Source organism: Paenibacillus montanisoli (assembly GCF_003268025.1).
Lineage (GTDB): Bacteria > Bacillota > Bacilli > Paenibacillales > Paenibacillaceae > Paenibacillus_Z > Paenibacillus_Z montanisoli.
This window is the reverse complement of sequence record NZ_QLUW01000002.1, coordinates 377,191-391,282: the sequence shown is the minus strand read 5'-3', so window position 1 is coordinate 391,282 and position 14,092 is coordinate 377,191. Positions and strand designations below refer to the sequence as shown.

Genomic DNA, 14,092 nt, shown 5'->3' with positions numbered 1-14,092 from the left:
GGACAGCAGACTGCATGTTGGCGTTAACGGAAGCGCTGTAAAACGATATAGCCGCTTAAGCTGGAGGTTCTCTTGCGGAATACCACTCTAAAGTCGCCGACATCATTGTCGAGCAAGCAGTTAAGGGCATCTCTAAGCAGTGAACCGGGTGTCAGCGTGAATCGGCAGGGGAAGGCGGTACCGATGACACGGGTTTCAACGATTCTTCGCCGCGAGCCGGAAAACCGCCTCGACCAGCTGATAAGAACCAGATCCGGTTGATCGGAAGAGAAAGTACGAGACATATTGATCACCCCATTTTTAATAGATCACTATAGTAGATGATAGGTTGATAAATTGTGTGCATCAAACACCTAACAACTTCACGTCTTGCGATGAATACGTTGTTATACAACTAGTTCAATGCATAAAGGGGATGGATATGGCACGTTATATTGGCAGCAAATGGCGTAAGACCGTCGCAATCCGCAAGAATAAGTATTTGACACGGTTCGTACCCGAAACGGCGCGTTTGACCAAAACGTCGCTGCGAAGACAATTGACCCGATATCGGATGGTCTATGTGAAACCGGAGTACGGCAGGCACGGCAATGGCGTCATGCGAGTAGAGAAGACGTCATCAGGCTACCGCTATCAGCTTGGGAATACGATCCGGAACTTCGCGGCCTTCGATTCACTCTTCAAAGGCATTACGACAGCTACGAAGCGCAAAAGGTACTTGGTCCAGAAAGGCATCCATTTGCTTAAGCATAACGGGAGATTTTTCGATATCCGCGTCATGACGCAATCCCCGGCACCCGGGAAATGGGTCACGACCGGGATGATCGGCAGAGTGGCCGCCAAACGGAAAATCGTCACAAACTACCACAACGGGGGGAAAATCGTGACGGCCGAACGTCTCCTGAGGCCATATACGCGCAAAGTCAGCGTCAAGCTCGCGTTGCTTTCTAAGCTCGGCGTGCTGGCAGGGAGAAGAATGTCCGCGGCATTTCCGGGCGTTCGCGTGATCGGCTTGGATGTTGCGATCGATAAGTCGCTGAAGCCTTGGCTGCTGGAAGTCAATACCGCGCCTGATCCCTATATTTTCCGCAAACACCCGGACCCGCGCATCTTCAGGCGGATCATGAGGCTTGCGAGAACATACAACAGGTAGAACGAAGAGAGCTGCGAGCTTGCAGCTCTTTCATTTTCTTTTCATGTTTTCCCTGCTGGCATGAAATAGGTTAGAATATGGTATATTCGCGGCGGCCGACAGATGGCGGGGGGGGGATTCATCATGAAGAAAATAGGCTGTTTCCATGCGCACTATTCCAATATTGAGCACATTGAACGGGCGCTTAAAGATGTCAAAGTGGAGCTCATTCATTTTGTCGATCCGGGACTTGACCGGAGAAAACAGGACGAGCGGTTCACTTTAGAACAGGCGGAGCGCAAAGTTGAGGAATCGCTGGGTTGGATCGCAGGCTCGCATGTCGATGCGGTACTGGTGACGTGCACGTTTTTTACGGCGCTATGGGATGAGGAGCGGCATCGTCTCCCTGTGCCGATCGTGAAGATCGACGATCCGTTATTCCGAGTCCTTGCCAAGCAAAATAAACCGGTTTTGTTCGTGTTTACGAATCCGGCAACCGTCGACGGTACGATGAAGCAGTTCCAAGCCTATGCCGAACGCCATGGGGCATCGGTCCAAGCGGCAGCTGCGGTGCTGCCAGGCACGTTCGAGCTGATCATGCGAGGCAAGAAGGAAGAGTATTTCAACGAGGTGACAGCAGGATTGATGCGAATGGCGGAGGAGAATCCGGATACGGCGATCGTTGCCGCGCAATTATCGATGGCTCCGGCAGCGCAATATGTCGAGAACATGACGGCATCCGCAATAGGGAATTCGCTTGTATCCTTGGCCGGTTATATGCAGGAGAAGCTGGGGCTCGATACGAAATGAAATCGGATATTAGCAGTAAGGAGTGATTGTATGCAAAACGACTATACGGTGGTAAAACGCACGCCGACGCTCGCCGAATACAAAGAGCTCTGCACGGCAGTCGGCTGGCGGGACTTTATGAATTTCGAGGCTGCGGAGCATTCGCTAGCCAAGTCCATCTTCGGCGTTGTCGTTCAATATGACGGCGAAACCGTCGGTATGGGCCGGATCGTAGGCGACGGCAGCATCTACTTCTATATCCAGGATATCGCCGTCCGCCCCGAACATCAGGGCAAAGGAATCGGAAGTCTGATTATGGACACGATCCGAGCGTACATAGAGGACCATGCCCCGGATAAAGCGTTTATCGGCTTATTCGCCTCTCAGGGCAAAGAAGCTTTCTATAACAAATACGTGTTCCAGAAGCATGACGGAATGACCGGAATGTTCGGCGTTGTGCATGCGGGCAAGATCCAATGACACAAAGAAAACCCCTGCTCCGCGAATTAGTCGGAGGCAGGGGTTTCTTTCGTACGGATGGCAGGATCAAGCGAAGCTTCGCTGCCGCGCTGAAGCCGGAAGACCAGCGCGAAAACCGCAATACATACGACGGTGATGATGAAATTGTAAAAAAATACGCTGCGCATGCCGAATGCTTCGCTCGCGACGCCGCCCGCCAGACTGCCGATGATGCGCGCAATGCCGAGCGTGAGCAAGCCGTTCAACGTTTGGCCGCTGGCCTTCAGCTCGACCGGCACTTCCTTGTTGATGACATTCGCCATCGTGACGGAAAGCACGATAAAGATCAATCCGTGCAAGGCTTGAGCAGGCAGCAGCCAGGCCGAATCGTAGATGGCCGAGAACAAGTACCATCTGAGCGCGGCGGCTGCCCCGGCTCCAAGCAAGATGTACGAAGGTTGAACCCGCTTGAAGATTTGTTTGGACAGCAGCAGAAACGGCACTTCGCTCAGCGACGAGATGACCATCGACCACCCCAGCCAAGCGCTGTCTCCGCCCATCTCCTTGAAATAGAGCGGGAAGAAGGAGTAGTAGTAGCCAAGAGTGATCTGAAACACGAAGTTTGCGCTTAAGTACATCACCAGCTTCCGGTTGCGGAACAGGACCCACACCGGCATTTTGCGGCTGTTCTTGGCTTGATGTCCTTCTATAACAGGAAACCGGAGCGCTAGCAGAAAGCAGACGGCCAGGATGACGGCATAAATGCCGAACAGCAGGTCAATGCGTTTCTGGGCGATCAATCCGAATACGATCGACATGACGGCGAAGCCGAACGTGCCGCCCATCCGGATAAGGCTGAAATTCCCGCTGCCGCGTTTATCCAGCGCCTCTAGCGTAATGGCGTCGCTCAGCGCAAATATGGGCGATTGGAAGAAGGTGAAGATGCAAATGAACACCATGAGATAGGCAAAATGGCTCGAAAGCGGATAGAGCAGCACCGTAATGCCGGTTCCGGTAATGAGCAGCAATAGAATGCTGTTCTTCGTTCTCGCGCGGTCGCTGAACAGCCCCCAAACCGGCTGCGCTAGAATCGCGATAAGCGGGCCGAGCCCGAGCAGCGTGCCGATCTGTGATTGGGTGAAGCCGGCATCTTGAAAATAAAGCGGGATAAACGTACCGTAGACGGCGTTTCCCATGTAGACGAAGACGTAGAAGAACAGGAAATAAGCGAGATTGACTGGCATATGGAACCTTCCTTCATCGGTAGCTGCATCCCTACTAGTTCCATGCCGGGAGGCAGATTCCTGCCTGTCAGCTGTCTGCGGCAAAGCGAGGGGACCTAAAAAGGCTGCCGATTGGCAGCCTTCGACGTTTAAATATGCGAGAACTTGGAAAATTTCTGCTTGTACAGCTTCTCAAGACCGATGGAAATCAGATGGAAGCCGAGAATAAAAACGATGTAGGCTATGAGCGGAATGACCAAGATCCATTGGTTAATGAACAGATTGTTGCGCGCTTGTCCGATGAGACCGCTCCATTCGTTCGTGCGGCTCACATATTCGACAGGATCGAAGTACATCGTCGTCCCGCCTACGAAAATATTGAAGATCGCCAGCTGACCGAACAATCCCAGAATGAGGACGATTTCCTGCACGAACAGAATTAGGAAGCTTTCTTTTAGATGAGGAAACAGATGCGTCCGAATAATGGTCCAGTGGCCGGCTCCGATCGACTTCGCCGAGAGGATGAACTGCTTCTCCCGAATGACCAGCGTTTTCTCTTTGACCGTTGACGCGACGGACGGAATGCCGACCAGCGCCAGCACAACGGAGAGAATGAGCGCCATCGTGAAAGGAGAGGCCGAAGGATTCATCGTAACGCCGATCATAACCATCCATACGATAATAAAGATCGGTATGCCGTTCAGCACGTTCCATATGGGAACGCGATCGGTACGCGCCGGTTTCGATTTGCTGAGATAACCGATCAGCAGTCCTATAATTCCGCCTGCTGCGATGCGGACTACGGCGACCGCAAGCGATGCGATAATGGTATATTTAGCGCCGGCAAGCAGCTTCGCCATCATATCGTAACCGTATTTATCGGTTCCGAACGGATAGCTGGAATTCGGGGCTAACGGCGGAACGATGAGGTTGCTCTCGCCGTTCTCGTCCACCAGATAATCGATGCTGACATGCTCGCTAAGATCATGGGGCGCGAAGTATTGGCCGAAGAAGGAGGCTGCGAGCATCAAGATGGTGATGAGAAGCCCTGTAAGCAATGTTTTGTTCATCGTGCAAACACCTTCCCCCAACCGTAAACTAACGCTTTCAATACCGCAAATATGATGGCATAAAGCAGCAATAAGGTGAATATCCCGTTTACGACCAAGCTATATTGATAGCCTTCGCGCGTAAATGCGTTCGAGAAGACAAGCATCGTGACGCCGCCTAGATTGTATAGATATTCGAAAATAAACAAATTGCCGAACAGGATTGCCATGAACTTGTGCAGGTCCGCTTTGACGAAAGGGAGTACGTTAGGCAGGGCATGATAGAAGATAATGTATCTTTTCCCAAGTCCGCGGGCTTTGGCGAAGCTGATGTAATCCTCAGTCAGCGTCAGATTCATATGAAGGGCGACGTTTCGAATCATGTAGATGGCCGGGATGATGATCGTCGATAGTAAAGGCAGCGCGACCGCCGGTTCATCCGTCGAGAAGCTCGCAACCTGAAAGACGACAATTCCGGTTTCCGATGCGATGAAAACGATAAGAAATTGGAGCAGCATCACGATGACGAAATCCGGCAGCACGCTCGTCAGCTCCAGCAAGCGTTTCAGCCAATGAGCGCGGGTAACGGCAAAATAGATGCCGAGCAGGATGCCGATGGTCATCCCGATCACTGCGCCGATCATCATGTAAGTGAACGTCACGGTAAAGCTTCGCCCGATTTCAATCCAGAACGACAGCTCATTCGTGCCGGACATGTAGCGGAACGTTTCTCCTCCCGCCATGCCCTTGAAATAACCGCTGATGCTGGAAAGCCCTTTCGTCCATTGAAATTGAAGCGAACCGTCTAGCCGGTCAGGCTGTAGGACGGCGGGAAACATCGCAAAAACAAGTACGAACAATAAAATGCCAACTATGATGAAGGAGACCCGAGTTACTTTTGCCATACTGCAACGAATTCCTTTCTATCCGATTCGACATCATTCTATCAAATCAAGTATAGTGATTTGTTTAATTATTTCAAGTCTTGACCGTTCCTTAATAGAGTAGAATCGTTAAACTATGGTAAAATGACTACAGCTTGGTATTGGGATACGGGGTAACGTTAAACCTAAAGTCAAAAATGGAAAAGGGCGATGCAGATATGATGTCAGAGAATCATTCGAAGATGGAAGCGGGATGGAGATTAGATAACAGCTACGCCCGACTGCCGCAAACGTTCTATAGCTTGCAAAACCCGGCCCCTTCGCGGGCGCCGGAATTAATCGCATTGAATGAAAAGCTTGCAGCCGAGCTTGGGCTTCGCGCCGAAGCGCTGCGTGAAGAGGACGGCATCGCAATATTTGCCGGCAACCGGGTTCCGGAGGGCGCGACTCCCCTTGCGCAAGCGTATGCGGGGCATCAATTCGGGCATTTCACGATGCTGGGGGACGGACGGGCGTTATTGATCGGCGAACAGCTTACGCCTCAAGGCGAGCGAGTCGATATCCAGCTGAAAGGCTCCGGCGTTACGCCATATTCTCGGCGGGGAGACGGCCGGGCGGCACTAGGCCCGATGCTGCGCGAATACATCATCAGCGAAGCGATGGCCGCATTAGGCATCCCGACGACGCGCAGCCTGGCGGTTGTTACGACCGGCGCATCCATTATCCGCGATACGGTGCAGCCCGGTGCGATTCTGACCCGCGTGGCGGCAAGCCATATCCGGGTCGGCACGTTCCAGTATGCGGCGAGCCGCGGCAATATCGAAGAGCTTCAGGCGCTCGCCGATTATACGATCGCGCGGCATTACCCGGAGGAGGCGGATGACGAGCAGCCATATCTTCGCCTTCTTCAAGCGGTTATAGAACGGCAGGCAAAGCTGATTGCGAAATGGCAGCTGGCCGGGTTTATCCACGGCGTCATGAATACCGACAATATGGCGCTGAGCGGCGAAACGATCGACTATGGACCATGCGCGTTCATGGACGCCTATGATCCGGCGACCGTCTTCAGCTCCATCGATTCGCAAGGCCGCTATGCATATCGCAATCAACCGGGCATCGCCGCATGGAATCTCGCGCGGTTTGCGGAAACGCTGCTGCCCCTGCTGCACGAAACGGAAGCGGAAGCGATCCGATTGGCTGAAGAGGCGCTAGCGGGCTTCGCGGAGCAGTTCCATCATCATTGGCTTACCGGCATGAGAGGCAAGCTCGGGATCTTCGGCGAAGAGGAAGAGGATGAAGCGCTTGTCGATGACTTGCTTCGCTTGATGCAGCATCATCACGCCGATTTTACGAATACGTTCCGCTCCTTAACGTTCGGAAAGCCGGAAGATACGGAGATGTTCGGCTCGACGGGATTTACGGAGTGGCATGAGCGGTGGCAAGCGAGACTTGGCCGGCAGCAGGAAACCCGCGAAGCGTCCATGCAACTGATGAGAAGCAGCAATCCGGCCGTCATTCCCCGGAACCATCGTGTTGAGGCCGCTCTCGAAGCGGCCGTGAGTCAAGAAGACTATCGAGTGATGGAGCGCCTGCTTGAAGCGCTGGCGAACCCTTTCGCTTATGCGCCGGAGCAAGACGAATATGCTGCCTTGCCTGAACCGTCTTCTTGCGCGTACCGGACCTATTGCGGAACCTAAACATGAAATACGATTTCGACCGCATGATCGACCGCAGAAACACTTCGAGCTTAAAGTGGGACGGATTAAGGCGCTATTTCGGCAATGGCGACGAGTTGATCCCGATGTGGGTAGCGGATATGGATTTTGCATCGCCGCCTGAAGTCGTAGCAGCGCTCAAGAATCGCGTCGAACACGGCGTTTTTGGCTACTCCTTCCGAACCGATTCCTATCTGGACGCGATCAAGGACTGGCTGCGGCGCCGACATCGCTGGCAGGTGGAGCGGGAGTGGATCTCGCACAGCCCGGATGTTATTGCCGCCTTGAGCCTTATCGTGAACACGTTCACCAAACCGGGGGAGCGTATCGTCTACCAAGCTCCCGTCTACAATTTTGCCCGAATCATAGAGGCGCAGGGGCGTGAAGCCGTAAACAATCCGCTTATGCTGGAGAACGGCCGGTATACGATGGATTTCGACGACTTGGAGGCGCAGCTGAGCAAAGGCGCGGCCATGCTCATATTGTGCAGTCCCCACAATCCGGTCGGCAGGGTATGGTCGAGAGAAGAGCTGGTCCGGCTAGGAGAGCTGTGTCTGAAGCATCGGACTTTGGTTGTTTCCGACGACATTCACTGCGATCTCATTTATAAGAGGCATTCCCATACGCCTTTTGCCTCGATTTCGGAAGCGTTCGCCGACCAATCCATCACATGTGTCGCACCTAGCAAAACCTTTAATTTATTAGGCTTGCATGCTTCAAGCGTCATCATTCCGAATCGGACGCTGCAGGCGAAGTATAACCAGGCCGTTCAAGCCTGGGGAATCGAATCTCCGAATACGTTAGGAACCGCCGCCTTAGAGAGCGCCTACCGTCATGGGGAAGAATGGTTAAATCAGCTGCTTGGGTATGTGCAGTCGAATATCGAGTTCGTTATCCATTTTTTGAATAAGCGGATTCCTTTCATTCATGCCGTGAAGCCGGATGGCACCTATTTCGTCTGGCTGGACTGCCGAGAACTCGGGCTGACTCGGGACGAATTGGATGACCTATTTATCCATAAGGCAAAAGTTGCGCTAAATCAGGGGTGCCATTTCGGAGCGGAAGGCGAAGGATTCATGCGCATGACCGTAGCCTGTCCGCGATCGGTGCTGGAGAAGGCGCTGATTCAAATCGAAGCCGCCGTGAAATAATAGTGCTGTAGAAAAGGAGGTTTATTCCAAGCCATGACCATTTCGAAAGCACAAGCCCGATTGGACGGCAAAGTCGCGCTCATCACCGGCGCAGGCTCGGGAATCGGGCGAGCGGCGGCGCTTCGGCTAGCGGCGGAGGGCGCACGAATCGCGGTTGTCGATTTGAAAGAAGACCGGGTGCTGGACGTGAAGAAGCGAATCGAGGAGGCGGGAGGCGAAGCCATTGCGGTCGAAGCCGATATTGCAAAGCCGGAGGATGTCGAACGTGCCGTGAAGGGGGCAGAGGATGCGTGGGACCGGCTGGATATCGTGTTCGCCAATGCCGGCGTGAATGGAACGCTCGCCCCGATCGAGTCGATGACCCCTGAGGATTGGACCAAGACACTCGATATAAACTTGAAAGGCACCTTCCTGAGCGTCAAATATGCGATCCCGCTGCTGAAGAAAAATGGCGGCAGCGTCATCATCACAAGCTCGATCAACGGAAATCGGGTGTTCTCGAATATCGGCATGAGTGCTTACAGCACCTCAAAGGCAGGTCAGGTCGCCTTCATGCAAATGGCGGCGCTTGAGCTTGCCCAGTATGGCATTCGGGTTAACGCCATTTGCCCTGGCGCGATCAAGACGAATATCGGGCAAAATACGCATCCGGTGCCTGAGCTGGAGAAGGTTCAAATCACGGTTGAGTATCCTGATGGCGATCAGCCGTTAGAAGGCGGGCCGGGCCGGGCGGCCCAGGTCGGCGACCTCGTCCTGTTTCTGGCCTCCGATGCGTCGAAGCATATTACCGGTACGCCGATTTATATCGACGGCGCGGAATCGCTGCTTCACGGATAGAAACGAACGATCAGGAAGGAGAATGCTGGAAAGCGTCGAATAGATCAACTTTATTAGGAGGCGATTTCAGTTTGAACACCAAAGAGCGTTATCTATTCGATTTGCAAGGGTATTTAGTTATTGAGAATGTACTTTCCAAAGAGATGCTCGAGCGGATGAACCGTGCCGTGGATGAGCGCCAAGGCCAGCCAAACGATTCGATTTTGCAGTGGGGCGAAGATTTCCGAAGGCTGATCGACGACACGAAGTTGAATCCGTATTTGGATGAAATTCTTGGACCAAGCTACCGGCTGGATCACGAATACGCCATCATTCACCGCAAAGGCGCTCCGAAGCTGGGTCTTCATGGCGGCAGCATCCCATATGATCCGGGTCAATACTATACATTAAAGGGTGGACGCATTTACAGCGGACTTACCGTCGTATCGTATGCTATAACGGATATCGGGCCGGATGATGGCGGTTTCTGCTGCATTCCGGGCAGCCATAAGTCGAACTTCCCGACCCCGAAGGAATTTCTTGACTATTCGGAGATCGGTCCATCCATTCATGTGCCGCAGAGAGCGGGGGACGTGCTGATCTTCACGGAGGCGTTAGCCCACGGTACCTTCCCTTGGCAAGCCGCTCACGAGCGTCGCTCCCTCCTGTATAAATTCGCGCCCGCGATGATTTCATGGGCCGAGTATTCGCGTGAGCAAAGCCTGCTGGATCAGCTGACGGATGAGCAGAAGGAACGGATGCTTCCGCCGGCTTCGCTCGGCTACCGCTATTTCGGCTATTAATTATAAAACGCAACTAGAAGAACAGGCTGCCGTTCCCCGGCAACCTGTTTTTTTTACGAATAATGCCAATTAAGGAGGAGAACGCATTTGACAAAGATAACGAAGTTCGCGCTTACGCAGGAAATGGTGGAGCAATTTTACCGTGAAGGGTATTTTTACGCACCCGGCTTTCTGACGATCGAAACGGTTGAGGCCATTAATTCGGAGCATGCCGAGTTTGCGAATCGAAAAGGAACTGGCTCTTGGCAGAGCCAAAATATCATCAATCTCGAACAAGCGAAGCCTACTTTCCCGCATACGGTGGATTTTCTGACAGACCCGGGGGTTGTTGCCATTCTTGAACAGCTTCTCGGTGACAAGGTGCGGATCTGGATGGGCATGTATGCGGTCGTGGAACCGCATGGCAACGGGCTTGAATGGCATCAGGACAATCAATATACGCATATTCTCGGTCATATGCTGAACGGCTTTATTGCGCTCGATCCTATCTCGCAGGATAATGCGGGCTTATGGATTGCCCCTGGCTCGCATAGGCTGGGCAGGCAGCCCAACTTGAACCCGGAGGGCGGGCATAAGCGGGCGGCGGAACCGGAAAACGGTATGCCGTGCAAGCCGATGGCGCCGGGAGATGCGGTGTTCTTCCACCGGGAAACGCTGCATCACAGCAAGCGGAATCATACGGACAAGCCGCGCCGCGCGTATGCCTTTCAAGCAGCTGCGGCAAATTGCCGCTACGCGGCCACAGGCAAGCTGCTGGAGGATCGCATGCTGTTGTCCGGTTACCGACGTTAAGGACGGCTAGCTACATCGTAACTAGAGTCATCGCGCCGATCATGATCGCCATTAAGCTGACTAAAAGGAAAAATACGCGCGAAACCCACCATGGCAGCGACTGCAGGATGGATGCCAGGATGGTGGCGAGCAGACTCGGATTGCTTGTTGTCAGCTTCATGCTTCGGTGAGTTTTTTTCGAATATTTAAACAATGCTGCATACACGCCGGTGATTCCTAAAATAATAATGCCAATGCCTAGTACGGTATCCAAGTTCTATCATGCACCTCTCAGCCAAGTATGTGTGTTTTTTCCAGCTACGGCTCGTCGCATTTAGCTTTACCGATGCAAAGCTTTTTAGTACTATTGCCCTCTGTGCATAAATAACGAACAATTAAAGGCGGATCACATCATGAGTTTATTTCGCAAAAAATCCATTTCCACCTTATTGGAAGAACAGTCGGGCAAGGGCGTCGGCCTTAAAAAGGCGCTGGGCGCGTTTGACTTGACAATGCTTGGCATCGGAGCGGTCATCGGTACCGGCATCTTCGTGCTGACAGGCGTAGCGGCGGCAAAATATGCGGGGCCCGCGCTTGTCATCTCCTTCATCCTGGCAGGACTTGCCTGCGTATTCACGGCGCTTTGTTATGCAGAGTTCGCATCAAGCGTGCCGGTATCGGGAAGCGCGTATACGTACAGCTATGCGGTATTCGGTGAATTCATCGCCTGGATCCTCGGATGGGCGCTTATTCTGGAATACGGGCTAGCCAGCTCTGCGGTCGCCAGCGGCTGGTCAGGCTATTTAAAAGGCTTGCTTGATGGGTTTGGCATTCACCTTCCGCTCGCGTTTTCAGGCGCGTTTAATGCGGACAAAGGGACATTCGTCGATTTGCCGGCGATGCTCATCATCATTCTCATCACGCTTGTTTTGACCAGAGGCGTCAAAGAATCGTCCCGCATGAACATGGTCATGGTCGTCATCAAGGTGGCCGTCGTGCTCCTGTTTATCGGCGTCGGGGTCCGGTATGTCAAACCGGAGAACTGGACGCCTTTCATGCCCTTCGGATTTGACGGGGTAGCGGCTGGCGCAGCTACGATCTTCTTCGCTTACATCGGGTTTGATGCGGTATCGACCGCCGCCGAAGAAGTCAAGCGGCCGCAGCGCGACATGCCGATCGGCATTATCGCCTCGCTGCTGATTTGTACGGCTCTCTACATTATCGTGTCCCTCATTCTGACCGGGATAGTGCCGTATGAGCAGCTGGATGTGAGCAATCCGGTTTCGTTCGCGCTCGATTATATCGGACAGGATTGGATTGCCGGTTTTATTTCACTTGGGGCGATTACCGGGATTACGACCGTACTTCTCGTCCTGCTCTTCGGTCAAACGCGGCTGTTCTATGCCATGAGCCGTGACGGCTTGCTTCCGAAAGCACTATCGACCGTCAATCAGAAGCGGCAAACGCCGATGGTCGGCAGCTGGGTAACAGCCGTGCTCGGCGGCACCTTCGCAGGCTTCGTCCCGCTTGACCGGCTGGCGGAGCTAACGAATATCGGTACGCTGTTCGCCTTTTTCGTCGTCTCGCTCGGCGTTATCGTATTACGGCGGACGCAGCCGGATCTCAAGCGCGGCTTCCGAGTACCGTTCGTCCCGCTCATTCCGATCCTTGGAGCATTCTCCTGCGCGTATCTGATGCTGCAGCTCAAAGCGCTTACTTGGATCAGCTTCGGCATCTGGCTTGCGATCGGTCTTGTCATCTACTTTGTATATGGGTATCGGCACAGCGAGCTCAGACGAAGCCGGGCAAATTAACGAAAAGGCAATCTTGGATAACGTCCGAGGTTGCCTTTTTTTTATGGATAGCAACTTTTTTCGCGATTCCCCGTTTAAGAGGTAGATTGGATTGGATGTTGATGAAAAAGCTGTATTTTTCATGTCGTGCATGATATGCTTACTTATCGTTATTGGGGGCTGCTCGCCCGGGAAGAACGAGCAACCGAACGGTTTGCAAGCCATTGAAGAGCATGGCATCGGGGAAGCCAGCATCTACAAGTCCGAAGGCTTCGCATTGTTATCGACCGTAAATCGACGCACGCCTTGCTGGCGTATGTAAATTAGGAGGGATCGACATCAAAACCGAACCATCTGTAGCTGCGAAATCGACCTCATGCGCGCGCTGCGCCTGGGTGAATGAGGACCCGCTCTATATCGATTATCACGATCATGAATGGGGCGTCCCGGTCCATGATGACCGCCTCTTGTTCGAAATGCTGCTGCTTGAAGGGGCGCAGGCCGGGCTGAGCTGGTATACGGTGCTGAAGAAGCGGGAGGGGTACCGGCGCGCCTTCGACGGGTTCGATCCGCATAGAATCGCGGTTTATGACGATGTCAAGGCAGACGAGCTGATGAAGGACGAAGGCATCATCCGCAATCGGTTAAAGATCCAAGCTGCCATAACGAACGCAAAGTGCTTCTTGAAGGTTTGCGAGGAATTTGGCAGCTTTGACAAGTATATTTGGCAGTTCGTCGGCTTCGAGCCGATTCGCAACCGCTGGCGTGACATCCGCGAGGTACCTGCCACCACCAAGGAGTCCGATGCGATGAGCAAGGATCTGAAGAAACGAGGCTTCAAGTTCGTCGGTTCGACGATCTGTTACGCTTACATGCAAGCTTGCGGCATGGTGAACGACCATACGCTCGATTGCGATTTTGCCAATGCCGATTGAAGGAAAAGGAGAAGGCTGCCGGTCCACCCGGCAGCCTTCCGTTTTTATTGCGTACCGCAAGAGCAAGAAACGATTTTGCCGCGGAATCTCGGTACCGCCTCAGGACCTAACGTACACGATCCCAACGAAACGAAGTTAGTCAGCTTTAGTCCGGATGGGAGCGTCTTTCGATTCAACGGGATAAATTCGATGACTGCGGCTTTTCTCGAGCCGTTTCGGAATAGGTTGGCCAGGAAGATCGGTCGCTGGCCGCTAAAGCAGTTCGTAGGGGAGCCGGCATTTTGTCCGGAAAAATTTTGTATGACGATCCTGTCATTCCTATTAAGCGGACGCGTAATCGTAGGCGCCAAAAATCGTATGCAAGCCATCCAAACCTACCTCCCAAGTGGATATTCGTTTATACATATGAGTCTTGGGAGCCGTCTGATTGGGCGCGGTAATCGTTGGAGCCGTCAGCGAAATGGTATACAAACGGCGAGAGATCGTTTACATTATAAAGACATCATGCGGACAGAGGGAAGATAGATGAATGGAACGCAGCTTTTCATGAAGAGAAGGAAAGATTCGAACGG

The 14,092-nt window shown here is 53.1% G+C and carries 17 protein-coding genes; 11 read left to right on the top strand and 6 right to left on the bottom strand.

Annotated features, from left to right (window positions below; genetic code table 11):
* Positions 1-23: 23 nt before the first annotated feature.
* Positions 24-284, bottom strand: a complete 261-nt coding sequence (locus DL346_RS11060; protein WP_112882184.1) for a hypothetical protein — start codon at positions 282-284, stop codon at positions 24-26.
* Between the two features lie 137 nt (positions 285-421).
* On the opposite strand from DL346_RS11060, the gene DL346_RS11055 reads away from it, so the two are divergent.
* The 3 genes from DL346_RS11055 to DL346_RS11045 all read left to right on the top strand — a co-directional run bounded on the left by DL346_RS11055 (position 422) and on the right by DL346_RS11045 (position 2,401).
* Positions 422-1,153, top strand: coding sequence for a YheC/YheD family protein (locus DL346_RS11055; RefSeq protein WP_165822468.1), 732 nt, complete (start codon positions 422-424; stop codon positions 1,151-1,153).
* A gap of 123 nt (positions 1,154-1,276) precedes the next feature.
* Positions 1,277-1,942 carry a hypothetical protein gene (locus DL346_RS11050; RefSeq protein ID WP_240633130.1) on the top strand — a complete coding sequence of 222 codons (666 nt, stop codon included), beginning with the start codon at positions 1,277-1,279 and terminating at the stop codon, positions 1,940-1,942.
* 30 nt (positions 1,943-1,972) lie between these two features.
* Positions 1,973-2,401, top strand: coding sequence for a GNAT family N-acetyltransferase (locus DL346_RS11045; RefSeq protein ID WP_112882182.1), 429 nt, complete (start codon positions 1,973-1,975; stop codon positions 2,399-2,401).
* Positions 2,402-2,427: 26 nt separating this feature from the next.
* Here DL346_RS11045 and DL346_RS11040 read toward each other — a convergent pair whose 3' ends face one another.
* From DL346_RS11040 to DL346_RS11030, 3 genes are all read right to left on the bottom strand, one after another.
* Positions 2,428-3,624: an MFS transporter gene (locus DL346_RS11040; protein ID WP_112882181.1), complete on the bottom strand. Its 1,197-nt coding sequence runs from the start codon at positions 3,622-3,624 to the stop codon at positions 2,428-2,430.
* 128 nt (positions 3,625-3,752) lie between these two features.
* Positions 3,753-4,673 carry an ABC transporter permease gene (locus DL346_RS11035; RefSeq protein WP_112882180.1) on the bottom strand — a complete coding sequence of 307 codons (921 nt, stop codon included), beginning with the start codon at positions 4,671-4,673 and terminating at the stop codon, positions 3,753-3,755.
* Complete coding sequence (locus tag DL346_RS11030) at positions 4,670-5,557, bottom strand: ABC transporter permease subunit (RefSeq protein ID WP_112882179.1); 888 nt, start codon at positions 5,555-5,557, stop codon at positions 4,670-4,672. The genes DL346_RS11035 and DL346_RS11030 overlap by 4 nt, the downstream gene beginning before the upstream one ends.
* A gap of 200 nt (positions 5,558-5,757) precedes the next feature.
* Between DL346_RS11030 and DL346_RS11025 the strand changes: the two genes are divergently transcribed.
* From DL346_RS11025 to DL346_RS11005, 5 genes are all read left to right on the top strand, one after another.
* The gene (locus DL346_RS11025; protein ID WP_112883066.1) at positions 5,758-7,233 is read left to right on the top strand and encodes a protein adenylyltransferase SelO; all 1,476 of its coding nucleotides are present in this window, start codon (positions 5,758-5,760) and stop codon (positions 7,231-7,233) included.
* Positions 7,234-7,235: 2 nt separating this feature from the next.
* Positions 7,236-8,402 carry a MalY/PatB family protein gene (locus DL346_RS11020; RefSeq protein WP_112882178.1) on the top strand — a complete coding sequence of 389 codons (1,167 nt, stop codon included), beginning with the start codon at positions 7,236-7,238 and terminating at the stop codon, positions 8,400-8,402.
* Positions 8,403-8,435: 33 nt separating this feature from the next.
* Positions 8,436-9,239 carry an SDR family oxidoreductase gene (locus DL346_RS11015; protein ID WP_112882177.1) on the top strand — a complete coding sequence of 268 codons (804 nt, stop codon included), beginning with the start codon at positions 8,436-8,438 and terminating at the stop codon, positions 9,237-9,239.
* Between the two features lie 71 nt (positions 9,240-9,310).
* Positions 9,311-10,021 (top strand): phytanoyl-CoA dioxygenase family protein, encoded by a 711-nt coding sequence (locus tag DL346_RS11010; RefSeq protein ID WP_112882176.1) that lies wholly within the window; start codon positions 9,311-9,313, stop codon positions 10,019-10,021.
* Between the two features lie 87 nt (positions 10,022-10,108).
* On the top strand, positions 10,109-10,813 hold the full coding sequence (locus DL346_RS11005) for a phytanoyl-CoA dioxygenase family protein (protein ID WP_112882175.1): 705 nt from the start codon (positions 10,109-10,111) through the stop codon (positions 10,811-10,813).
* Between the two features lie 10 nt (positions 10,814-10,823).
* On the opposite strand, the gene DL346_RS11000 is transcribed toward DL346_RS11005, so the two are convergent.
* Positions 10,824-11,066 carry a hypothetical protein gene (locus DL346_RS11000; RefSeq protein WP_112882174.1) on the bottom strand — a complete coding sequence of 81 codons (243 nt, stop codon included), beginning with the start codon at positions 11,064-11,066 and terminating at the stop codon, positions 10,824-10,826.
* 139 nt (positions 11,067-11,205) lie between these two features.
* Here DL346_RS11000 and DL346_RS10995 point away from each other — a divergent pair, with 139 nt between their 5' ends.
* The 3 genes from DL346_RS10995 (at position 11,206) to DL346_RS10985 (ending at position 13,520) form a co-directional block, all read left to right on the top strand.
* Positions 11,206-12,606: a branched-chain amino acid transporter BcaP gene (locus tag DL346_RS10995; protein WP_112882173.1), complete on the top strand. Its 1,401-nt coding sequence runs from the start codon at positions 11,206-11,208 to the stop codon at positions 12,604-12,606.
* Positions 12,607-12,697: 91 nt separating this feature from the next.
* The gene (locus DL346_RS10990) at positions 12,698-12,907 is read left to right on the top strand and encodes a hypothetical protein (protein ID WP_112882172.1); all 210 of its coding nucleotides are present in this window, start codon (positions 12,698-12,700) and stop codon (positions 12,905-12,907) included.
* Between the two features lie 73 nt (positions 12,908-12,980).
* Complete coding sequence (locus DL346_RS10985) at positions 12,981-13,520, top strand: DNA-3-methyladenine glycosylase I (protein ID WP_338066300.1); 540 nt, start codon at positions 12,981-12,983, stop codon at positions 13,518-13,520.
* A 44-nt stretch (positions 13,521-13,564) separates the two neighbouring features.
* On the opposite strand, the gene DL346_RS28790 is transcribed toward DL346_RS10985, so the two are convergent.
* Complete coding sequence (locus DL346_RS28790; protein ID WP_133257518.1) at positions 13,565-13,888, bottom strand: hypothetical protein; 324 nt, start codon at positions 13,886-13,888, stop codon at positions 13,565-13,567.
* Between the last annotated feature and the right edge of the window lie 204 nt (positions 13,889-14,092).